A 22,581-nucleotide genomic window follows, 5' to 3' on the forward strand; every position below is an offset into this window, starting at 1 on the left:
CCAATTGTAGATCTGCTGTACGCTGATACCGAGCTGTTCAGCAACAGCAGAAGCTTTGTGGTCTGGTAAGCCTGCCAGACGAACAGCTTCTTTTCGGAACTCTTCGGTATAAGCAGGGTTTCTATATTGGCTCATGATACACCTCCCAGTTAGACTGTAATCTAACTTAGCGGGGTGTCCACAATTCGTGGGTAACTCCTATTCATAACGCCAACGCCCTGTCCAGCCCTTTCACGATTGGCTTTCCTGCCATGTCTGCCTGGCTTGGGGCAACCCATGCCCTGCAGAGGCAATTGAATCATAAAGGGCTTGCTGTTTCTTTTGATGCCACTGGCGTGGTCAGCCACCATATCGATCTGCAAACCTACCGGGGAGCCAATGACTTTGTCGCCTCCATTATCAGTACAGGTAACCCTCTGGATAAAACCGGTGCACGCCCGGCCTTTATTGAGGAAGCCCGCTGTCATCTTGACGTAACGCTGTTAATAGAAATGTCGGGGTTTGACTCGGAAATACAGGACGAGGTTTTACAACATACGACACACCTCCTGCAAAGCCGGATGAAAATAGCCGGGGGCGATATTGAGACTTTTCAACCCCCCCGGGTGGTTCGGGTTGAAGAGAATAACGAAAAAGATATGGCCCGCTTGACCCGGCAACTGATGCCTGGCTATGTGCTGATAGAACGTCGGGAACTCATGGTTGAGGCAATGGAAAAAGGGCAGGATGCCATGGATGCCCTGCTGGATTATCTGGCCGTACACCATATCTCAGAAAAAAATGACCAGGGCGAGGTCAGTTGGCGGAGCTACCGGAAAACCTTTCAGGATAAACCGGCAGGATGGATTGTTCCGATCGCCACTGGCTTCCACGGAATCAGCGACCTTGGTGCAGCCAGAAACCAGCGAGACCCTGATACCCCGCACCGGTTTGCCGAGAGCCTGGTGACCCTGGGTGAATTTAAAATGGCTTATCACTTTAAAACTGTCGAAACCCTGTTGTGGCGTTATCACTATGATGAGCCTGGCCAGCTTTACCTGTGCCATCAATCCGATGTGGTTGCTGCTGAAACATACGATGAATTTGCAGGTTTATAACAACGTTTAAGAGAGGGAAACCCAAATGGCCAAAAAAGAATCCATTGCCTCCGTACTGGCATTTGAAAAAAAACTGGTGCCTTCCGATGGTTATATGTATGGCACTCAGTGGGATAACCGCGCCGATACCAGCCCATTAAAACTCAAAGAAAAGTCCGTGCGTGGCACCATCTCCAACCGGTTAAAGGCTGCGGTAAAGGGTGATCCGGCCAAGCTGAATGCAGAAGTGGAAAAAGCCAACTTGCAACGGGTTGATGCCTGTATGCTGGAGCCGGACCAGGATACCTTGAAATTGCACTTTACCTTAAAAGTGCTCGGTGGCATTACCCACCCCTCAGCCTGCAACAATGCGGCTTTTAAACAGACTTATGTAACCGCTGCCAGAGAGTATCTGGAACGGGAAAAGTTTCGTGAACTGGCCCGACGCTATGCACTGAATATCGCCAACGGACGCTTTCTCTGGCGCAACCGGGTTGGGGCGGAAGCCATCGAAGTGCATGTCAAGGTATTGAACCGTGATGCTGAGCAGCAATGGCGTTTTGATGCACGGGAATTTTCTGTGCGGGATATGGATGCGGACAACTGTGAGGTCAATGCCCTGGCCAATCGTATCGCTCTTGCCCTGGCCAGTGATGATGATTTCCTTATGCTGGATATTACCTGCTTTGCCAAAGTGGGCAGGGCTCAGGAGGTCTACCCCAGTGAAGAGTTAGTGCTGGATAAAGGCAAAGGCGAGAAAAGTAAAATTTTATATGCCGTTAATGAGATAGCCGCCATGCACTCCCAGAAACTGGGTAATGCCCTGCGCACCATTGATACCTGGTACCCGGATTTTACTGACCCTGAAGAGTCAGCAGGCCCCATTGCCATTGAACCCTATGGCGCCGTCACCAATCTGGGCAAAGCTTATCGTACCCCAAAAGCCAAACAGGATTTTTATACCTTCTTTGACCGCTGGGCCAGGGGAGAAAAGCTGGAACGCCTGGAAGATGAACACTATGTGATGGCCGTTCTGGTACGTGGTGGCGTGTTTGGCGAAAGTGATAAATAGGAGTGATGATGGAGGCCTATCTTGAAATCACCCTGTTGCCTGGTGACGATATTGGTCATCACTTCCTTTGGGAGAAAGTGTTTCAACAGGTGCATATTGCCTTGGTGGAGAATAAGAATTCGGAGGGACGATCGCTTTTTGGGCTTACTTTTCCAGAGTTTAATGGGGATAAAAACCGGCTGGGGCGGAAGCTGAGGATATTTGCAGGCAATAAAGCACTGCTGGAACAGCTTGATATGGCACGTTGGCTCAACAGGCTGGCGGACTACGTTCATATTACTTCAGTCAGGCAGGTGCCGGACAACATTGCCGGTTATGTCTGTTTTTATCGTCCTGATACCAAAACCAGTCAGGAACGCCTGGCCCGGCGTGCGGTAAAGCGGCATAACATCAGCTTTGAGCAGGCCATGGAGGAACGAACGGGTTTTCAGCCAGAATATATCCGTGCACCTTTTATCTGGACAAATAGCCAAAGCAGGCAAGCGCGTTTTCGGCTGTATATTATGCAGCGTCTGGCTGAAAAGCCAGACGACGGTGACCCGCTCTTTTCATGCTACGGTTTAGCAAGGAAAGCCTGGCTCCCCCATTTTTAACCCTTTTTTCTCGCTCTTTAAAAATACAAATAAAATCAATGCGTTAACAGAACACCGAAAAACATTGGTTGATGGCCATTGTTTTTCGGTAGATAGCGTCATATCTGGGGGGTAGCCTGTTACTCTTCAGTTCACTGCCGCACAGGCAGCTTAGAAAGTTAAGCCATCTGTCTACGGTGGGGCGACTGCGTTCACTGCCGCACAGGCAGCTTAGAAACATCACCGAAGAAACCCGTGGAACGGTTCGGCGTTCACTGCCGCACAGGCAGCTTAGAAATGAAATCATGGCGGACGGTGGCTGAATACCGGGTTCACTGCCGCACAGGCAGCTTAGAAAACAAAGGCCAGTGACTGCTTCAGGTTGTCATTGTTCACTGCCGCACAGGCAGCTTAGAAAAAAGTCCAGCCGGGGTTATCCCGGCTTTTTTTGTTCACTGCCGCACAGGCAGCTTAGAAAAACTGAACAAAACAATTCTGGCGATTCTACCGGTTCACTGCCGCACAGGCAGCTTAGAAAAGGCAGTTATTATGCAAAAAATGGAGATAAAAGTTCACTGCCGCACAGGCAGCTTAGAAAACCTGAAGATGAGAACGACACTGAAAGTTATAGTTCACTGCCGCACAGGCAGCTTAGAAAACTGGTCAAGGTAAAGCCAAGCTGGTTATCGGGTTCACTGCCGCACAGGCAGCTTAGAAATGAAAGAATGCGAGTTTTTTCGCAAAGAAGCCGTTCACTGCCGCACAGGCAGCTTAGAAACGAAATTAATAAGGTGTTGAGATGGAAATTATGTTCACTGCCGCACAGGCAGCTTAGAAAAAAACGAGAAAGGCTATAGATAAAAACATAGAGTTCACTGCCGCACAGGCAGCTTAGAAAACCAACTCTGTTTTTTCAATCCGGGTAATGAGGTTCACCGCCGCACAGGCAGCTTAGAAAATCCTGTATATGCGTTCGCCCGTTTCCCGGCCGTTCACCGCCGCACAGGCAGCTTAGAAAGACAGAACCATTCAAGGTTCACCTTGTTGTTGGTTCACTGCCGCACAGGCAGCTTAGAAAAGAACGTTGCTATTTCATCGTCCAGATTTTCCGTTCACTGCCGCACAGGCAGCTTAGAAAAAGATCTTGACGACGTCCTTCCAAGAGCAGCCGTTCACTGCCGCACAGGCAGCTTAGAAATGTACCCAGCTGACCAGGGGAACCAGTGTGACGTTCACTGCCGCACAGGCAGCTTAGAAAAAAAACAGCAAAAGTCGAACGGTACCCATTTCGTTCACTGCCGCACAGGCAGCTTAGAAATCGCGGCTGGTCTGTTTTTGTGCTGAACATCAGTTCACTGCCGCACAGGCAGCTTAGAAAATTTCCCCGTCCCGTTCGGCTTCCTCTGCTAAGTTCACTGCCGCACAGGCAGCTTAGAAAAATTCCCCCGACCCCGTGTTGATGACGGTCAGGTTCACTGCCGCACAGGCAGCTTAGAAATGAAACAGGCAGTGCATGGCGTGAGGCCTGCAGTTCACTGCCGCACAGGCAGCTTAGAAAACGGAGATTTGGGTTGTTGCTCAAAGCGGCCAGTTCACTGCCGCACAGGCAGCTTAGAAAATTGCAAAGATTATTGTCACCTGCGTGTTTGTGTTCACTGCCGCACAGGCAGCTTAGAAATGAAGCTGGCACAAGACAGTCTACTGTTACGGTTCACCGCCGCACAGGCAGCTTAGAAATGCAAAGCAGTAGCGGGGCAACCCTTGTCTTGGTTCACCGCCGCACAGGCAGCTTAGAAAAGGACCGCCTTATGGAATGGATTTAACGGGGAAAAGCCACCCAGGGTCATAGAGCCACCCGCTTACGGGGAGGCCCGTCTTTTTTTCCGGGCCGTTTTTTTCGGCCTCCGGCGTGTTCCGGCCCTCTCCGCTGAGGGCAGACCGGCAACCGCCGGTAACCCGTCGGTCATGGCCTGATTGAGAAGCTGCCGGAGTTCCTGATCCAGTCCTCCCATAAAACCGGCATAACTCCCCTTCTTTTCCACAATGTCATTCAGGGAAGATTCCCACCGGGCCGTCATATCCGGAGTGCCGACTTTTTCCGGCAGCGCACGAATCAGGGCCCGCCCCGTCGCCGTGGCATGAATAGAGCGTCCCTTGCGAGCCAGAAACTTCCGGGTAAATAACAGCTCGATAATGCCGGCCCGGGTCGCCTCGGTGCCGAGGCCATCGGTCTCGCGCAACACCTTGCGTATCTCCGGGTCTTTAACAAACCGGGCTATGCCGGTCATGGCGGATAACAGGGTGGCATCGGTAAAGGGTTTCGGGGGCTGGGTCTGCTTGTCTTTCAACTCGGCCTCGCGACACTCCAGCTCATCCCCTTTTTTCAGTTCCGGCAGAAAGCCGGTTTCCTCTTCCTGACCGGAAGGCTTCTCTTTTTTCTGATGGATAACGGCCTTCCAGCCTTCCTCCACAGCCTGACGGGTACTGGCCCTGAACACTCCTTTTTCAATCTCCACCTCCACTGTGCGCTTGCGAAAGGTGTGATCGGGATAAAACTGAACAAGGTATTGCCTGGCAATCAGCTCATACACCTTCCGATCGATGTCCGCGAGCCGGTCAAGGTCAGCTCTACAGGCCGTGGGAATAATGGCATGGTGAGCGCCTACCTTGCCATCATTCCAGGCTTTGCTCCGGCGCTCTGGCAACGCCTGATCCACCGCCTTTGCCAGGGAGAAACAGTTATTCCGGATCGTCGCCAGTATTTCCGGCGCCTGGCCAAAGTGCTCTTCCGGCAGATAACGGCAATCGGAACGGGGGTAGGTAATCAATTTCCGCTCGTAAAGACGCTGACAGCTGTCCAGCACTTTACTGGCATCCAGTCGCAACTGCCGGGCGGCATCAATCTGCAATACCGACAGTGAATAGGGCAGAGGCGGTGGCTCCCTGCCCTTTTTATCGTCAACACGGATCACCTGGCCGGTCTTTCCGGTAATGCGGTCCACGACATTCTGGGCAAGGCGGTGGTCAAGCACCCGACCTTCGTCGTCCATCCAGGGCTGACAAGCCTCGCTGGGCTGCCATTTGGCCCGGAAACACTCCCCCTGATCGGTGAACAGCACCGCAAACACTTCAAAATAGGGCTTGGGCTGAAAGTGCTCTATGTCTTCATCCCGCCGGGCCACCAGCCCAAGAATCGGGGTTTGCACCCGTCCCACAGAGAGCAGACCATTATGCCCCACTTTCCTCCCCAGCAACGTACAGGCACGGGTCAGGTTAATTCCGTACAACCAGTCGGCTCTTGAGCGGGCCAGGGCCGATACTGCCAGAGGGACAAATTCCTGATTGGAACGAAGGCGTTCCAGGGACTGGCGAACCGCAGCCGGATTAAGGTCATTCACCAGCAGCCGCCTTACCTCCCTGCGACGGGTGGCGGACAACTTCAGGTAATCCAGCACCTCATCCACCAGCAACTGCCCTTCCCGGTCCGGGTCACCGGCATGAACAATGATATCCGCCCGCTTGAGCAGTTTACGGATAACACCCAGCTGAGCCCGCCCCCCTTTACGGGGTCGAAGCAGCCACTGTTGAGGAAGAATAGGCAGATGGTCCAGTTGCCACTTTTTATAAGCCGGGTCATAGGCATCGGGCTCCTCTTGCTCCAGGAGGTGGCCTATGCACCAGGTCACCACATCGCCCGAAGCCGCCTCAATATAGCCCTCGTGCTTTTTCAGCGGCTTTTTCAGCACATCGGCAATGGCCCGCCCCAGGCTGGGTTTCTCAGCGATGATCAATCGCATGATGGATGGTTTCCATAAACGTCGAAAGTTCTCCGGATCAGTATGCCCAAGGTTTCATCAGGGGACAGATACAGGGCATTAAAACTGATTATTTATACAGTATTATTATGGAATCCGGGGAAAAAACCAACACTTAAGCCACACGGTTAATAATGTCACCCCTACTAACCGGCCTGTTGGTCAAAGCAGACATTCGGTTCATTACTTTATTTCAGTCCGGGGCTTTCAATGCCCAAACCCATTTTTAACCGGAGACCGCTTGATTATGCCAGCCACAACAGGAGTATCTGCATCACCCCCTTCTACGCCAAGACCAGAAGGAAAGCCATCTGGCTATGACACAGTGACCGTAACCACGCTGGCAGGTACTTTCTGTGGCATCCTGGTTGGCGCCTGCAAGGGCTCTGTTAAGTCAACCATTGCTGGAGGAATAACGGGGTCAGCTGCCGGTTGGGGACTGGGGAAAACCCTTGATTATTTTACCATCAAGCCCGCTCCGGAGCCTGAAGTGGAGCCAGTATCAGAACCAGCCCCATTCAGAGAGCAAGCCATTTCTGAAACTCCATCCACTCTAAATGCTCCCTCAGTGGAAACAGCAGAGCCCCCCCAGAGCAAACCGCCTGCATCTTTGGATTCACAAAAACAAAAGCTCAAGCTGGCCTTGGATATTCCGGTTGCTCCAAAAAGTCAGTCACAGATCGAACAAGCTATTACACAGTGCCTTCAGCTCCATCCTGTGCCTGAGGGTGCAATTGAGAAAGGCACATTGGGCAATGTCAACCGATGGATTGATGAAAAAGGTGAGGTCTATGCCGTAAAAATAATTGAAAATTATGAACAGCCCGAGTGGCTCAGCTTATACAAAGGTGAAGTAATCGGGTTATTGAATATTGATCACCCTAACATAGCAAAGCTGCACTATCTGGTTGTATCCCACAAACAAGAGGGTGATTTTTTAGCCATAAGCTCACCTGATGATATCCCTGTCGACCAGAGGCACCTTTATCAAATGGATGCCGTGGTCAGTGAATTCGTCAATGGTATGGATATTTTTAATGTCACCAAAAAAGCCGAAGATGGAAATGCCCTGGCGATGAAGATCAAAGAATATTATCCCACTGGGGTTTGTACTGCCATAAAGCTGGGTATACCCATGGCCAGTGCCATCGGCCACCTCCATTCAATGAACATAATTCACCGTGACATCAAATCAGAAAACATTGTAATCGATCAAACCATGACCCCAAAACTGATTGACTTTGGCTTAAGCAAGTTGCTTGACGAGGAACAAAAAACGATGACCAGTTGTGGCACGCCCTGTTATGTAGCGCCGGAACTCTATACGAGATCATCTCATGGCAAAGCGGCCGACATGTGGAGTTTGGGCTCGCTTCTTTTTGAGTTGGCCACTGACTGTCCGTTGGATTGTTTAAGTTCTGAAGGGGTACACAATAGCCCTCCTGAAAAAAAAGAAGAATCCCTTACCAGAACCTTATGGTTTTCACGCCGAAGTAGAGGGTCAAAAAAAGAATATATTGAACGTCACTTCCCGGTTTTTGAAAATGATGACAGTGGCCTGCTCAATGTTATTATCACCTTACTGGATCAAAACCCTTCACGACGCTTAAGCCCTGAAAAAACCTGTGAACGCTTGAACGAGTGCCTTGAAAAACTGAATAGTGACTCAGAACTTGATGACCTGGATTAAGCCCCTTGAATGGCCCTAAACACTCAGCTGGACATTCTTGGTGCACCCTGATTAACTCAATAGATCAATGAGAAAATCAACCGTCACCGAAGCTTCCGTATAACTGAAAGGCACCTCCTGGTATTGCCCGTCCACTTCCAGAAACAGGCTTGGAAAGCCCCTGCCTCCCACTTCACTGAACAGCTGTCGTGAAAACCCGATCTCATGCTGAAGCAGGGCGTCGCACTCAGGAGACTGAACCATCAGCTCGAAACGGTGTTTATCCAGCCCGATTCGGCTGGCACAGTCCACCAAGGTTGCCAGGTTGGAAGGGTTTTCCGCCTTGAGGTAATAAGCCTGCTGGATAGCACCGATCATGGCGATTTCTTTGGCCTCTCCCCCCAGTTCCCTCGCGGTAATGACAGCCCGACAGGCTGGATAGGTAGAACGGCGGGGTGTATTCCGTTTCCAGAAATCATGGTTAAACCGGGTACCCAGTTTCTGCTCAATGGTTTTCCAGATACCACTGATGCTATCCACCATCTCACTGGACATGGGAACCGTGGAGTCCGGCGCCAGCCCACCGGCAACATACTGAAAAGAGAGTCGGTCAGAGGGGTAGCGGCGCTGAAGCGTTTCCCGAATCTCATACCAGGTGGGAGAAAATCCCCAGCACCAGCTGCACATGGGGTCATGAACATAGATCAACGTTGCAACAGGCATTTCTGACGAGTCTGATGAGAGAGTGTCGTCTGAACAGGCGACTGCATCCATGCAATATTCTCCGAAAGCACAAGAGCCAGTGAGTTCAATAGAGAAAGTCGGCGACCGCCGACTTTCAAGTGAATAAGTATTTATACCATGAACAACCGGCAGGCGTCATTATACGGACGGAGCCGGGGCCCCACTGTTGAGATCCCGGCCGGAAGCTTCACGGCCCAGCAGCAGCCGTGCCAGTGCCGGCAACAGCCAGATCGCACCGATCATATTCCAGATGAACATAAAGGTCAGCAAAATCCCCATGTCCGCCTGGAATTTCAGAGGTGAGAAGATCCAGGTACCCACACCAATGGCCAGGGTTACACCGGTAAAGGTAACGGCTTTACCGGTGATTTTAAGGGTTGAGTAGTACGCTTCTTCCAGGGACATCCCCTGCTTCAGGAAACTTTCCATGCGGCTGTAGATATAAATGCCATAGTCCACGCCGATTCCCACGCCCAGGGCAATCACCGGCAGAGTCGCCACTTTCACCCCTATTCCCAGGTAAGCCATCAGTGCCTGACAAAGCACGGAAGTCAACCCGAGAGGAATGATGATACAAAGCACCGCCTTTATGGACCGGAATGTCAGCAGACACAGAATGCTCACTACCGTATACACCCAGAACAGCATCTTGTTCTGAGCCTGCTCAATTACTTCATTGGTGGCCGCTTCCACACCGGAATTACCACTGGCCATAACAAACTTCACATCCTCGCTGTTATTCACCGCAGCAAAATCACGGGTCGCGTTAACCACCCTCTGGAGGGTCTCAGCCTTGTGGTCATCCAGGAAAAGAATCACCGGTGCACTGGAACAATCCGAGCTGAACAGTCCAGCGGCACTGGCCACGGAACTGTTCAAGACATAGGGATTACGCGACAGAGTCTGCCACTTCATATTCCCTTCATTCAAACCCTTGATCACCTGCTTGGAAACGGTAACCATTGAGAGCGCAGACTGAACCCCGGGTACATTTTCCATATGCCACATATAACGGTCGATAGCATTCATCACCGGATAAGTGGTGCAACCTTCCGGATAGGTCTCAGCATAGGTAATAAACAGATCGGCACTGGTGGAGTAATTACTGTTGATAAACAGGTTATCCCTGTTGTAGCGGGAGTCCGGATGAAACTCCGGAGCACCGGGGTCAAGATCGCCAATCTTGAGGTCTGAGGCCATATATAACCCACCACCAAAAGCCAGCAGGGCAAGGGAGAGAGATACCGGCATTGCTTTGGGACCGGCCAGCCTGGCCACCACCTTCCAGATCCGGGCTTCTTCTTTCTGGCTTTTCCGGGAATACTCTACCGCCCGCCCACTGACCCGGGTGAATGACATCAACACAGGCAACAGCACCAGGTTAGTGAGGATAATGGTGGCCACCCCGACACTGGCAGTAATGGCCAGATCCTGAATGACCTGGATATCAATCACCAGCAAGGTCAGGAAGCCTATGGCGTCAGAAACCAGGGCAACCATACCGGGAATATACAACGTACGGAACGTCCGGCGTGCAGCGGTTACGGCATCAGCGCCCTGGGCCGTTTCCACACCAATACTGTTAATGATCTGGACACCATGACTGACGCCAATGGCAAATACCAGAAAAGGAACCAGCACCGAATAAAGGTCAAGCCCGTAACCCAGAGAGGCCAGCAGCCCCATTTGCCACACTACAGCCGTCACAGAAGTAAGCAGGGGTATAATGGTACTTTTCAGGCAACGGGAATAAAGAAATAACAGCAGGCTGGTCACACCCAGGGCAATAATAAAGAAGTAGACAATGGCTTTGACACCCTCAAACAGGTCACCAAAGACTTTAGCTATCCCAACAATGTGAACATCGACGCCTTTTTCCGAATACTTGCTGCGAAGTTCCTCCAGCTGGTCGGACAGCTCCCGGTAATCCAGGTTATCGCCGGTTTCCGGATTGACCTCAAACAACGGCGCACTGACAATACTGGAACGGAAATCATTGGCGATAACCTGCCCCACCTGTCCGGACTTCAGAATATTATCCCTGAGTTGCTCAAGACTTTCCCGGTTTCCGTTGTAGTACTCCGGAATCACCGGCCCTCCGGAAAACCCCTCTTCAGTCACTTCCAACCACCGAACCGTTGGCGTCCAGAGCGACTTCATATTGGCGCGGTCAACACCAGGAAGATAGAAAACCTCATCATTAATCTGCTTTAACAGCTCCATGTACTCAGCAGAAAAAATGTCTCCCTCTTTTGCCGCTACCGCGATCCTGATTGTGTTACCCGAACTTCCTCCCTCTTTCATATGGCGAAGCATATTCTGGATAAAGGGGTGCTCCAGGGGCACCATTTTCTGAAAACTGGCGTCCACCTTCAGTCCGGTCAACAGTTTCCAGGTCAGAAACAGCGATACCACCAGAAAAAACAGGCAAACCAGGAGGCGATTATTGAAAATCATCCGCTCCATCACCGGTTCACTGCGCTTGTGGTAAGAAGAGTGATTAAAAGACGACATAACGGGCTATTCCAGATTCTTATTCTTATGGTGACCGATGCCCTCATCAGCGGATGAGTTTACAGGTCCTGTGCAACTGAACGCTGAAAATACGGTTTTTTTCTCCATCATCCTCAGTGCTCCGTTGTCATAAAGCGGTCAAACAGCTTCCAGAAGCTTTGCTATCGGGTTTATTCCAGTGCCTTACCATCCGGGGTCATCCGGTAGGCTCCTCCCTGGCCCACCACCACCAGGTTACCATCACTGCTGGGAGCCAGAGCACTCAGGGCGTTACGGTCAGACCGGTGTGACAGGGTCCAGCGACGACTGTCGCCGGTCAGCATAGAGCCTGAATTCCCTACCAGTACCGTCCGCCCATCGGATAACTGAGCGGAGCCAAATAAGGTCTGGTCCGTGCCTGAAGCAAGGGGCTTCCAGGTTTCACCCTGGTCTGAGCTTTTGTAAATGTTGCCTCTCAGGCCATGGACCAGGATACCACCATCGCGGCTGCGGTTGATGCCAAACCAGGAGCCTTCATAAGGGCTGCTCAAAGTGCTCCAGGTTTTCCCCTGATCCATGGAACGGAACAGAATTCCGGCTTCCCCGGCCAGATAGAGATAGCCACGACCATCGTCATGGATAGCGTTGTAATGAAACTCCTCATCATTGGCGATGCGACCGTCAACGGGTTTCCAGCTGCTCCCACCATCCAGGGTTTCGATGATATAGCCATAAGCCCCTACCGCATAACCGTGGCGTTCATTGGCAAACCACACGTCCAGGAGCGGCAGGGCAGCCTCCCTGTCCACAAAAACCTGGCTCCAGGTTTCGCCCCCATCCCGGGATTTCAATACAATGGCATCGTGGCCAACCGCATAGCCAACCGTTTCCGATGGAAAATCCACGGCGGTCAGCATCTGCATGGTGGGAACACTGGCCTGACGCCAGGTTTTGCCATTGTCATCGGAGAACACAATATGGCCCCGGTCCCCGACAGAGACCAGCCTCTGGCCACTGTCAGCACGGGTAATATCCAGCAGCAGGCTGTGAGCAGCCTTGGAGGATTTGACCGCAGGACGATCCAGCGGCAAGCCGGCAGCCTGCAGAGCTCCAGCCAGAGAGAGGCAAGACAGGGCTACCAGAAATGCCCTCATTCTCTTAAAGAAAATATTGCGCAGCCCAGGCTTTCTGGAAATGCCCATACTGATCGGATCACTGCCAGAGTGACCCCCTCCTGTGACACCAGAGGATAGAGGCATACGACTCCCCTTGTCTTCTATTCTTGTTTTTAATGCCCACGATTATAAACAAACAGAGCAAACCGAAGAAAGACATTTTTAATCAGCCCTACACATTCCTGTTATATAATCTGCTCGCTATTCAACCTATTCGTAACGCAAGTAATCTTCTAAAGACACCCGATCAAAATATATAACCGCCTATAGTCCTTTTGGACATGTCACTGGATACCCATTTTCTGATAGACGAATACAGCCATGTAAACTCAGATAATCCTGGGCTCTATCCGAGAAAGAAAAGTCATCATAAAAAGCAAATTTGCCCCCACTGGTGCATTGATACAATTTTCCTTCAGCCCCTCTTCTTAACAGATAGTACTGGTGAGCGAGAACAGAGCTATCACTGATCACTTCATATGCAACACCATGCACTTTCTCTTCCAGCGATTTAACTCGTTCTGCCGTTTTCTGAGGAATGATGATACGCCGATAATTATCCATACTAACATCACTCTCAACCGAAACCTTGAGACAGGGTTCATTTTTATCCATACTTTCCGGAAGCATATGTTCAAAGAAATCCTTGCCCCCATAGAAAGTTATTTTCATTCTATTGCCTTTTCTCTTTTTCAGGTCTGATACCGACTTTTCAAGACTACGATTAAACTGTTCTACACGTAACTCAAGCCCATTCACCTTTCTTCCTGCGGGTGTCTGGTGCAGATTACTTTCCAACAATAAGAAATGCCTTGCACCTGCTTGATCAAAGAGTTTCTCAATCTGCTCAGCAATGATCCCTCCCAGGTTCTCTTGCTGATCATCATGGTCTACAAGGTTATTACCCTGGTATCCCAGAATATAGAGACTGGGCTTTCTATCATCTACCTTTTCAGATGCCTCTGCATAATCTTCCAGATACATATCCACTTGAACAGGCAAACTGGGCGGTATGCCTTTTCTGGTAAAATCCAACCAGATTTTATCAGCAACATTAGAAAGATTGACAAAAGTACCATCCTCATCCTTATCCCCATCCCCATCAATCATTCTTTGAAACATGTTAAATAAATTACCATCAACCGGCAAAATGTGAGGCATAAGATACAGCAAATCACTTTTATGCTGCTTAGACGCTCTTTTTGAAATATGGCTTCCAGTGAAAGCATAATTAACAAAATGTTCTTTTTCTCCTGGATCAATCCCTAACAGGAGAGCAAGTTTTTCAACAGCCACTTCATGCCCATTGGTTGATCGTCCATCTTTTCCATAAATAGCAGCAGGGGGGATAAATGGCATTTCTTGAACCACCGATAAACGCGAAAGCCATCCGGAAGCCGGCTTTTCAACAAAATGTGTTACCATTTCACCAACATTAAAATATCGACTGCACAACGAAGTCGTGAAAAATACAGCTGAATCAACGATCTTTGACTTAAGAGAAAATGTTGCACCAAATGAACAATAATGAGTAATCGCTGTCACTATAAATGCAGGCAATGCATCAACCCAACCAGGTAACCAATCCTGAATATTATAAGAGTATGCTCTTCTAATTGTTTCGGGCTTTAAAAAACCCTGAAGCTCTGCAGAAAGCCTATACATATTGCCATTGTCATGACTTGCTCCGCCAAAAACAACAATCCGGTTAAACCCGGAAATTTCTCCATCAGGATCAGTATCAAAACTTGCATACCCACTTTCAGAAATAAAAAACACCAACCAACAACAAAGGAGACGAACAAAAAAGTTCATTACTTCAACCCCTTAACAAAACCATCGACCTAAAAAAGAGGGATAATTAAAATTCAACTCACTCAATGTAATTTAAAACTGAGAGAAAACCAGGAGATTTCGGATTAAAAACTCGATTTTTAATTTCAACACATGCACTGCTTTAAATCACAACTATTGGGCCACTTAGGGAAACATGAAGCAGAGTCTAATGTCGTGTATAAAGACAGTATTGCCCCTCCTAGCGTAGCGGGGCAATAGATTATTATTTAAAAATCTTTCCACCCGGAATGCATCATCGCCTGCCACGGCGTCTCAAAGCGGAAGGCTTGAAATAATTTCCTCCGGGAATGGCCTGGTCAAATTGAATAAACTCCCGGGCCTCGTTGGCTAGGCCCTGAACGTGATAGCGCCCGGCCCTGAGATCATGATAAACGTCCAGTCCCGTCCAGACTGTAGGCCGGTCATAGCAGTTGATCAGATATGCCATACTGACCCGCCACAACTCACCCCGTCCATCGTACTGATCCACGACAGCTGCCCCCCAGCTGTCCTCATCCAGATACAGTACCCGTTTGGAGTAGATATGCCTTTTGCCGGGCTTGAGCGTACCTTCAACCACCCAGACCCTGTGCAGCTCATAACGGGTATGTTCCGGTTTGATATGACCGACACCCAGCAGGTCATCATAACTGAGTTCCGGAGAGATCAGCCGGTAATTGTGATAGGGAATATAAATCTCTTTTTTCCCCAGCAGCTTCCAGCTGTACCGATCCGGGGCGCCATTGTACAAGTCTGTGTCATCCGCAGTCCGCAACCCGTCAGCCGCCGCTATGGGCGTATCATAGGCCAGGTTGGGAGCCCTTCTGACCCGGCGCTGGCCAGCATTGTATCCCCAGCCCATCCGGGGCTGCCTGATCTGGTCCAGAGTCTCATGCACCAGCACCGCCCCTCCTGCCAGCCTGGCCGGAGACTTGGTAAACGACAGAAAATAAAAAATAACGTTATCGAGCGTTTTTTCTGAACCTTCCGGAAGGTTGTAATTGAATAAAGCCTCCTGCCGGGAGGTTACCAGGGTGTAATCCCCATTACGTTGCACGGCAACTTCTGAAGCCTCCCGAATGACATATTCCCCCCGATACCGGACAATGTGATTCCACAGTGCCTCAAGGCCATTGGCAGGCATGGGAAACGGATAGGCATCGTAAGCTCCGGAAAAACCGTTTCCACCATCCAGTAACCGCGCGTTCACAGCCGCTTTGCGGGTATTATCATAAATTCGCTGTGGCTGCCTTGCGGTTCTCCGGGAACGATAGACAGGCATGGCAAAGGTATCATACCGCTCAAACAGTGCCACCTGCCCAGGAGTCAGTTTGTCACGGTGTTTATCCAGATTTTCCCGGGTAATCAGAAACAGAGGCTTATCCCCGGGGAAGGGATCTATGTAGTGCTGCCCACTGATATACCCTTCAGGAATCTCTGTCTTCTTGACCCCTCCGGTCCATTCTGGAATCGTGCCTTCGGCATTACCGGCTTTTTCTGCCCCTATGGGCGTCAGATCCTTGCCAAGACGGCTGGCCTGTTGCCCGGAAACCGCCGCCATTAACGGAGATGCCATTAACGACAATGCCAGGGCGGTCATCACAATGCCCAGAGCAATAGACAAAGCGTTTTCACGGTGGCTGACACAATAGTGTCCACGATCGCTTCTACAAAAAAAGCGCCACTGCCCCGTCTTTGAATGTACTAAATCGAATCCCTTCATGACCGCACCCTCAGAATGAGTATTTGATGGTAAATGCAACATTATCCCTGTCTGCATTTTTATTGGTGCGCTCGGCGCCAAAGAAACTGGTATACGACAAACCTCCCTCAATCCGGTTGAGATAAACCGCATTCAGGGCAAAGGTAATGGCGTTTCTACCTTCCAGGAAGTTACCGGTAGTTCTTGAGTTACCCCTGACATCCTGACGGAAGCTGACCACCGGATTGAGATTGATGCCTGCAAAAGCATCGTTGATTTCACCGGATGCCACTGCGGTATAGCCCCAGCTGAGTTGATCCAGCCGGTCCGACTCCGGCCGGTAGTTACTCTGGAAGCTCTCTCCCCAAGCCCCGGAGGCGGTTGATGCGTAATTGTCGTATTGATCAAGTCCATCCAGGTATTCAAATGCCGGTGACAGGATGCCATAGAGGCCATCCAGGCCAAACCCTGGCCCGAAGTTATGAATAAACACCAGTGAACCCGTCCACAACCGTACTTCACGGTAGTTCTTATAGGCCCCACCACTCAGACAATACACATCACCGGGTTGAGCCTGGGAAAGGTTTGAGAAACAGTCCTGACCCTGAACAATGCTCCCCATATTCTGATTCAATCCGTCAATCAGATCATTGGGGTGATCAATCCAGATCGGCGCATTGGGGCGAAAGGCCAGCTCACCACCAATGGAGGTGTGACCCACCGCCGTATTAAAACTCACCCCGAACATCTGAATGTCTTCGGGGTAGACCCGGTAGGCCGATACGCCATTGGAGAGGACATAAGCCCCGGCAGACTGACCTACCAGATACTGGGTACAGGTTGCAGTATCGCTACAAGCCCCCTGAGAAGAGAGCAACTGCTCCAGGGTTACCCCGACTCCCGGAACGGTCTGTCCCAGCGCATTGGCCAGCTCTGTTTGCTTACTCCCAGCCAACGCCATGCCATCAGCAATGGTTGAACGGTCCAGCTGAGCCTCAATATAGGGGGTATGGGAGTTGTAATTGACAAAATAAAAACCAAATTCGGTATCATTCAGGGATTCCGCCAGGTATTTGAAACTGAACCCCCACTGTCCATTATCCCCAGCACCTTCAGACCCGGAGGTATCCGCCACCTTGAGGTAGTCTCCGGCAGTGACGATCCCCATATCCCCGTAATAACCTGCGCCACCATTGCCCAGAGCGTATAGGGAACTGACCAGTTCCAGGGAGTCCGGAATTTCGTTATAGCCCGCTGTGGCACCGTCGGTAAACAGATCATTATTACTGAAAAACGTGCCTCGTCCCGGCGTAACCGTCGCCTCCCAGTCAAACTGGTAATAGACAGACATGGACAGATTATCGGTCACCCCCACATTGAAAGACAGGGCCGCCTGGGGAATCAGCAGATCCTTGATTTCAGCCCCCGGCAGTACAAAGCTGGCTCCATCCAGGGCGTTGACGGTATTAATGCCATCCCGGTAAAACAGGCCTTCCCCCCAGTTGATCACCTGCTTTCCCAACCGGATATCCACCGGCATATCACCCACAGTGGCTTCAGCGAACACATAGGCATCGAGAATTTCTGCCTCCTTTCCCTGACCATTGAGCACCGAGTCCGCCCACCCATTGCCATAGGGATAGGTGCCTGCCTGATCCGGATATCCGCCATTAACAGAAGACTGATTTGCACTGGCCCAATGGTTCCCCCTGTCCATCAACACCGTGTCATAAAAAGCATTGCCGCGAACATAGAGCCCATATTGATCCCGAACATTCACTTCCAGTTCGGCGGTCAATTTAAACACCTGGGAAACCAGCCCTTTATCAAAGGCCCGGTTACCATCATTGGTGTTAACATCATCATGGGTGGGGGAAGTATCACCGCGATAAATCGCATCATCCCGGCTTTCAACCCGCCACATTGCGCCATAGGAAAGCGTCGTGTCCAGGGAGCCACTGATATCGCCACTGTCTGACTCAAACTCGGCACCGGCCAGCGGCAGGCTGACGAAAAGGGCACAGGCAATGGAAAGGGTCGGCCACAAAGGCCGGGGCGGTGGGGCAGTCTTCATAAGTGCAGCTTCCTTGCTTTTTTAAACGATAAAGCGGTTATCCGTCTTCGCGGACTCCCCCGCTGTAAGGCTTTTACGGCTACAGCTACAACGATAAAGAAAATAGTTTCAGAACAACCCGTTTCGCTCGAGAACGCACGGTGCAGATAACAGGTTCCAATATTCAATGAAAGAAATCAACCGGTTGAAAATTAACCGGTTGATCCAATACTCGGGGGAAAAGAAAGTGCTTAGGCTCCCATGCTTGGGCCCGTAGGGCTGAAGCACGGGAGAGAGGGTTTGCAGGTTTCGCAGCAGCCTTGTTATAAGCTTTTGGTCACCACCTCATAGACATCAGAGGAGAGATCCGGAGTGGACTTGATGCGCTCCAGCGCCTTGCGCATCCGCTCGCGACTGCCCGGCTCAAACTTTCTCCAGCGGGTCAGTGGCGTCATCAGCCGGGAAGCAATCTGGGGGTTTTTCCGGTCCAGCTCAATCACCTGGTCAGCCAGGAAATCATAGCCCTGTCCCTGCTCATCGTGGAAGTGACTCATGTTATTCATGGCAAACGCCCCCAGCACCGAACGCAGCTTGTTGGGGCTGGATGCATCAAACAGGTCATGCTCCATCAGGGAACGAACATGCATCAGTGTCCCAAGCACAGGGCTGGAAGCCTGAACACTTAACCACTGATCCACCACATTGGTGTCCTCACGGTAGCGGTTCAGGAAATCCTCAAGCACTGCATCCACCCTGGACGGCACATGATGAGAGGCATTGACCACACTGGCCAGGGCCGCAAACCGATCGGTCATATTCCCCGCCTGATGGTACTGCTGCTCAGCCAGAACCAGGGCCGCTTCATCATCCAGTGCCGTCAGATAACCCAGGCAGGTATTTTTCAGGGTTCTTTCGGCAATGTCTTCTGCTTCCGGGCGATAAGGCTTGTCCACCGACAGGGATCGCCAGATACTCTCCAGCGCCTCCCGGTGAGCTTCAGCAATGGCCTTCTTCACCTGCTTGCGGGCCTGATGGATAAACTGCGGATACACCTCCACAGCCTGCTCGGCAAGGGAAGCTTCACTGGGCAGAGCCAGCATTTCAGCCTTGACGGCAAGCTCAAGCCCCTCATCCGCAATCACGGCGCCATAGGCCCGGATCAGACTCTGGTCCGGCTGAACTTCACGGCCCTGTTCCAGTCCGGCCACCATTTCATCAATAACCCCACTGGCCAGCCTCTGGCAGGCATCCCAGCGATTAAAAGGATCACTGTCGTATTGCGCCAGGAAGACCAGGTCGTCCCGGGAATAGTCGTATTTCACCCGCACCGGGGCCGAAAAGCCTCTCAAAAGGGAAGGAAGCGGCCGCTCCTCCATATTGTCAAAGCGATAAACCTCCCTGGCCTGTTTAACATCCAGCACCTGCTCGGTGTCACCGGCCCCGTTCAGGGCCATATCAAAACCTTCGGCATCCAGCAGACCAATGCGAACGGGGATATGGAAAGGTTCCTTTTCCTTCTGGCCCGGCGTGGCAGGGCAGGATTGCTCAATGATCAGCTCATACACCTTGCTCTGTTCATCGTAATGGTCGGTAACGTTCAGTACCGGTGTCCCCGCCTGGCTGTACCAGCGACGGAACTGGGTCAGGTCTTTACCGGAAGCATCCTCCATGGCCCTGACAAAATCCTCACAGGTCACCGCCTGGCCATCATGGCGCTGGAAATAGAGATCCGATCCTTTCCGGAAGGATTCAGCCCCCAGCAGTCCATGCATCATCCGGATAACTTCAGCCCCTTTTTCATAAATGGTGACCGTGTAGAAATTGGAGATTTCAATAAACGACTCTGGACGTACCGGGTGTGCCATGGGTCCGGCATCTTCGGCAAACTGGGCGGTACGAAGCACATCTACGTCTTCAATTCGCTTGACGCCACGGGAGTTCATATCCGCGGAAAACTCGGAATCCCGGAAAACCGTAAACCCTTCCTTGAGGCTCAACTGGAACCAGTCCCGGCAGGTCACCCGGTTACCGGACCAGTTATGGAAATATTCATGGGCGACAATGGCTTCCACTCTCTGGAAGCGGGCATCCGTAGCGGTTTCCGGGCTGGCCAGAACACAGGCGGAGTTAAAGATATTCAACCCCTTGTTTTCCATGGCCCCCATGTTGAAGTGATCCACGGCAACGATCATAAAGATGTCCAGGTCGTATTCACGCCCATAGACCTCTTCATCCCATTTCATGGATTTTTTCAGGGACACCATGGCATGGTCACACTGATCAATATTGTGAGCCTCGGTAAAGATCCTCAGTGTCACCTCCCGGCCACTCATTGTGGTGAACCTGTCTTCCACAAACTGGAGGTCTCCCGCCACCAGGGCAAACAGGTAACTGGGCTTTTTAAAGGGGTCTTCCCAGGTCACCCAGTGACGTCCATCAGGCTGCTCCCCACGGTCAATATCGTTACCGTTGGCCAGCAGCACCGGATATAAGGTTTTATCAGCAATCACCCGGGTGGTGAACCGGGACATAACATCCGGACGATCCAGGTAGTAGGTGATCTTGCGGAAACCCTCGGCCTCACATTGGGTGCAGAACATGCCGTTGGATTTATAAAGCCCTTCCAGTGACGTGTTTTCCTGGGGTTTGATCCGATTAACCACCGTCAACACAAACTCCGGTTTGCTGACCGGTACCGTCAGGCTGTCCGCGCCCTGCCGGTAGTCCTGACAGGCTTCCCCGTCTATGGCCACAGACTGGAGTTCAAGGTCATTACCTACCAGCACCAGATCCGGACATTCACCGGCTTTCCGGCTGTCTTTCAGGGCGTCGTTCAAACGAAACGACAGCACTGACGTCACCATGGCATGGTCTTCGTACAGGTCAAACGTCAGATCGGTGTTGTCGATCCAGTAGTCCGGCGCCCGGTAATCCTTCAGATAAATCGCTTTTGGCTGTGCATCTTTCATGGGTGAAAACCTTCTTCCCTCAATTAACGCTGACACTCACCTGGTAAGACGTGTGTTTGCGGATGTTCAACACTCCGGTATCCAGGATCAGGTACTGCCCCTTGATCCCCTGAAGGGTACCCTCAATCACCGGTTTTTTATCAAACGATTGAGAAGTGACTTTAACAGGGTACGTGTCCACCGGATAGGATAAGGATAAAACCTCTGGCAGGCTGTCGGCCCCCTTCCCTTCATCAGAAGCAGCACTAAAAGCGTCGCCTACCAGAGGCTGAATGGCCTGCAATCCGTATTCATCCTGCAGTGCTGCAATTCTTGAAGCGTTCATGCCCACCAGTTCCCCTGCCATTTTCTGCAGATCCAGAGGCTCTGCGGGCCCTTTCAACATGGCCCGCCAGTTGGTGCGGTCATTGATAAACTCCTTGAACAGCACTTCCAGCAGCCCCGACTGCTGACGGGTAGCCACCCGGATTATCGGCATGGCCTGGCTGGCCCCCTGATCAATCCAGCGTGTGGGAATCTGGGTAGCCCTGGTAATGCCCACCTTCAGCCCTGAAGAATTGGCCAGATACACCACATGATCGGTCATGCAAAACTGCTCGCCCCACTGGGCATCACGACAGGTGCCTTGGTGATAATGGCACTTTTCCGGACTCATAATACAGCTGTCGCACTGTGGCAACTTCCGGAAACAGGGGTAGCAATACCCCTGACTGAAACTTTTTTTTGTTTTACGTCCACAGTGACAGCAATGAATCGCGCCCAGATACTCCAGGGTTAGCCGGCGGCCAATCAATTCATTCAAAGGGAGCAACTGCTCACCAACAGGTAGCTGATAATCTACCGCTTTATCCGGGCCTGAGCCCGGCAGCAACCCGACCTTCATTTTACTCAGGCTACCCGTGATCGTATTTTCGGACACTTTCCCTCTCTGCACTTGTCATCGGCTCTCAGTCATTATCTGAGAAGTTCACCCTGGCATAACCACACGCCAGAAGCGTGAACGGGGTTTGTATACCCGTCGCCTTTGAAGTTGCTACTTTGTTGGCTGCGTTCGCTCACGCCAGTCACTTAGTTAATCTAAGCTCCTGGAGCTTCGCTCACTTGCCGCCGCGTAGCAACCTCAAATTCATTGGGTATTAGAAAACAGAAATCAGGCATCCTTAAACCGCAAAATAGTTTCTTCGGTTTTTTCAGCCTTGCCTGACTGGCAGCTCTGGGGCATATAACCGATCCGCTGATTTTCCGGGAGATGCTCGTGCTCATAGACGATAATGGCCTGCAAACTCGCATCCCGCTCCTCTTCGGTCATCTTCCGACCATCAGGCCATTTACCCAGCTCCAGAGATTGCCTCAATGCCTGATGAATGGCGGGCGTCATATTGTCAAGAAATGCTTCTAACTGCAT

General features: G+C 51.3%; 15 protein-coding genes and 1 CRISPR repeat array. Of the genes, 4 read left to right on the forward strand and 11 right to left on the reverse strand.

The window, feature by feature from the left end:
• Positions 1 to 135: transposase (locus ACNRUY_RS08680; protein ID WP_488111291.1), on the reverse strand; the 135-nt coding region annotated here is incomplete at its 3' end.
• A gap of 65 nt (positions 136 to 200) precedes the next feature.
• Between ACNRUY_RS08680 and csy2 the strand changes: the two genes are divergently transcribed.
• From csy2 to cas6f, 3 genes are read left to right on the forward strand one after another with little or no spacing between them, the layout of a single operon-like run.
• Positions 201 to 1,097, forward strand: a complete 897-nt coding sequence (gene csy2, locus ACNRUY_RS08685) for a type I-F CRISPR-associated protein Csy2 (RefSeq protein ID WP_488111292.1) — start codon at positions 201 to 203, stop codon at positions 1,095 to 1,097.
• A 25-nt stretch (positions 1,098 to 1,122) separates the two neighbouring features.
• Positions 1,123 to 2,148, forward strand: coding sequence for a type I-F CRISPR-associated protein Csy3 (gene csy3 / locus ACNRUY_RS08690; RefSeq protein WP_488111260.1), 1,026 nt, complete (start codon positions 1,123 to 1,125; stop codon positions 2,146 to 2,148).
• A gap of 8 nt (positions 2,149 to 2,156) precedes the next feature.
• Positions 2,157 to 2,741, forward strand: coding sequence for a type I-F CRISPR-associated endoribonuclease Cas6/Csy4 (cas6f, locus tag ACNRUY_RS08695; protein ID WP_488111261.1), 585 nt, complete (start codon positions 2,157 to 2,159; stop codon positions 2,739 to 2,741).
• Positions 2,742 to 2,870: 129 nt separating this feature from the next.
• Positions 2,871 to 4,517: direct repeats of the CRISPR family, unit length 28 nt; unit sequence GTTCACTGCCGCACAGGCAGCTTAGAAA.
• A gap of 62 nt (positions 4,518 to 4,579) precedes the next feature.
• Here cas6f and ACNRUY_RS08700 read toward each other — a convergent pair.
• Complete coding sequence (locus ACNRUY_RS08700) at positions 4,580 to 6,517, reverse strand: DNA topoisomerase III (protein ID WP_488111262.1); 1,938 nt, start codon at positions 6,515 to 6,517, stop codon at positions 4,580 to 4,582.
• Between the two features lie 265 nt (positions 6,518 to 6,782).
• Here ACNRUY_RS08700 and ACNRUY_RS08705 point away from each other — a divergent pair, with 265 nt between their 5' ends.
• Positions 6,783 to 8,225 carry a serine/threonine-protein kinase gene (locus tag ACNRUY_RS08705; RefSeq protein ID WP_488111293.1) on the forward strand — a complete coding sequence of 481 codons (1,443 nt, stop codon included), beginning with the start codon at positions 6,783 to 6,785 and terminating at the stop codon, positions 8,223 to 8,225.
• Between the two features lie 51 nt (positions 8,226 to 8,276).
• Here ACNRUY_RS08705 and ACNRUY_RS08710 read toward each other — a convergent pair whose 3' ends face one another.
• The 9 genes from ACNRUY_RS08710 to ACNRUY_RS08750 form a co-directional block, all read right to left on the reverse strand.
• Positions 8,277 to 8,978, reverse strand: a complete 702-nt coding sequence (locus ACNRUY_RS08710; RefSeq protein ID WP_488111263.1) for a DsbA family protein — start codon at positions 8,976 to 8,978, stop codon at positions 8,277 to 8,279.
• 108 nt (positions 8,979 to 9,086) lie between these two features.
• Entirely contained in the window at positions 9,087 to 11,462 is a 2,376-nt protein-coding gene (locus tag ACNRUY_RS08715) for an efflux RND transporter permease subunit (RefSeq protein ID WP_488111264.1), read from the reverse strand.
• A gap of 170 nt (positions 11,463 to 11,632) precedes the next feature.
• The gene (locus ACNRUY_RS08720; protein ID WP_488111265.1) at positions 11,633 to 12,700 is read right to left on the reverse strand and encodes a YCF48-related protein; all 1,068 of its coding nucleotides are present in this window, start codon (positions 12,698 to 12,700) and stop codon (positions 11,633 to 11,635) included.
• Positions 12,701 to 12,880: 180 nt separating this feature from the next.
• The gene (locus tag ACNRUY_RS08725; RefSeq protein ID WP_488111266.1) at positions 12,881 to 14,431 is read right to left on the reverse strand and encodes a hypothetical protein; all 1,551 of its coding nucleotides are present in this window, start codon (positions 14,429 to 14,431) and stop codon (positions 12,881 to 12,883) included.
• A 274-nt stretch (positions 14,432 to 14,705) separates the two neighbouring features.
• The gene (locus ACNRUY_RS08730; RefSeq protein WP_488111267.1) at positions 14,706 to 16,175 is read right to left on the reverse strand and encodes a DUF1329 domain-containing protein; all 1,470 of its coding nucleotides are present in this window, start codon (positions 16,173 to 16,175) and stop codon (positions 14,706 to 14,708) included.
• Between the two features lie 10 nt (positions 16,176 to 16,185).
• Positions 16,186 to 18,228 (reverse strand): DUF1302 domain-containing protein, encoded by a 2,043-nt coding sequence (locus ACNRUY_RS08735; RefSeq protein WP_488111268.1) that lies wholly within the window; start codon positions 18,226 to 18,228, stop codon positions 16,186 to 16,188.
• Between the two features lie 302 nt (positions 18,229 to 18,530).
• On the reverse strand, positions 18,531 to 21,176 hold the full coding sequence (pepN, locus tag ACNRUY_RS08740) for an aminopeptidase N (RefSeq protein WP_488111269.1): 2,646 nt from the start codon (positions 21,174 to 21,176) through the stop codon (positions 18,531 to 18,533).
• Between the two features lie 19 nt (positions 21,177 to 21,195).
• Positions 21,196 to 22,059, reverse strand: a complete 864-nt coding sequence (locus tag ACNRUY_RS08745; protein WP_488111294.1) for a DUF2797 domain-containing protein — start codon at positions 22,057 to 22,059, stop codon at positions 21,196 to 21,198.
• A gap of 267 nt (positions 22,060 to 22,326) precedes the next feature.
• Entirely contained in the window at positions 22,327 to 22,581 is a 255-nt protein-coding gene (locus ACNRUY_RS08750; RefSeq protein ID WP_488111270.1) for a YeaC family protein, read from the reverse strand.

The organism is Endozoicomonas sp. Z74, from assembly GCF_057680865.1.

Excerpts from the sequence above, each read along its gene's own strand:
- csy3 (WP_488111260.1), top strand. The coding sequence starts at position 1,123 with ATGGCCAAAAAAGAATCCATTGCCTCCGTACTGGCATTTGAAAAAAAA.
- cas6f (WP_488111261.1), top strand. The coding sequence starts at position 2,157 with ATGGAGGCCTATCTTGAAATCACCCTGTTGCCTGGTGACGATATTGGT.
- ACNRUY_RS08700 (WP_488111262.1), bottom strand. The coding sequence starts at position 6,517 with ATGCGATTGATCATCGCTGAGAAACCCAGCCTGGGGCGGGCCATTGCC.
- ACNRUY_RS08705 (WP_488111293.1), top strand. The coding sequence starts at position 6,783 with ATGCCAGCCACAACAGGAGTATCTGCATCACCCCCTTCTACGCCAAGA.
- ACNRUY_RS08710 (WP_488111263.1), bottom strand. The coding sequence starts at position 8,978 with ATGGATGCAGTCGCCTGTTCAGACGACACTCTCTCATCAGACTCGTCA.
- ACNRUY_RS08715 (WP_488111264.1), bottom strand. The coding sequence starts at position 11,462 with ATGTCGTCTTTTAATCACTCTTCTTACCACAAGCGCAGTGAACCGGTG.
- ACNRUY_RS08720 (WP_488111265.1), bottom strand. The coding sequence starts at position 12,700 with ATGCCTCTATCCTCTGGTGTCACAGGAGGGGGTCACTCTGGCAGTGAT.
- ACNRUY_RS08725 (WP_488111266.1), bottom strand. The coding sequence starts at position 14,431 with ATGAACTTTTTTGTTCGTCTCCTTTGTTGTTGGTTGGTGTTTTTTATT.
- ACNRUY_RS08730 (WP_488111267.1), bottom strand. The coding sequence starts at position 16,175 with ATGAAGGGATTCGATTTAGTACATTCAAAGACGGGGCAGTGGCGCTTT.
- ACNRUY_RS08735 (WP_488111268.1), bottom strand. The coding sequence starts at position 18,228 with ATGAAGACTGCCCCACCGCCCCGGCCTTTGTGGCCGACCCTTTCCATT.
- pepN (WP_488111269.1), bottom strand. The coding sequence starts at position 21,176 with ATGAAAGATGCACAGCCAAAAGCGATTTATCTGAAGGATTACCGGGCG.
- ACNRUY_RS08745 (WP_488111294.1), bottom strand. The coding sequence starts at position 22,059 with ATGAAGGTCGGGTTGCTGCCGGGCTCAGGCCCGGATAAAGCGGTAGAT.
- ACNRUY_RS08750 (WP_488111270.1), bottom strand. The coding sequence starts at position 22,581 with ATGCAGTTAGAAGCATTTCTTGACAATATGACGCCCGCCATTCATCAG.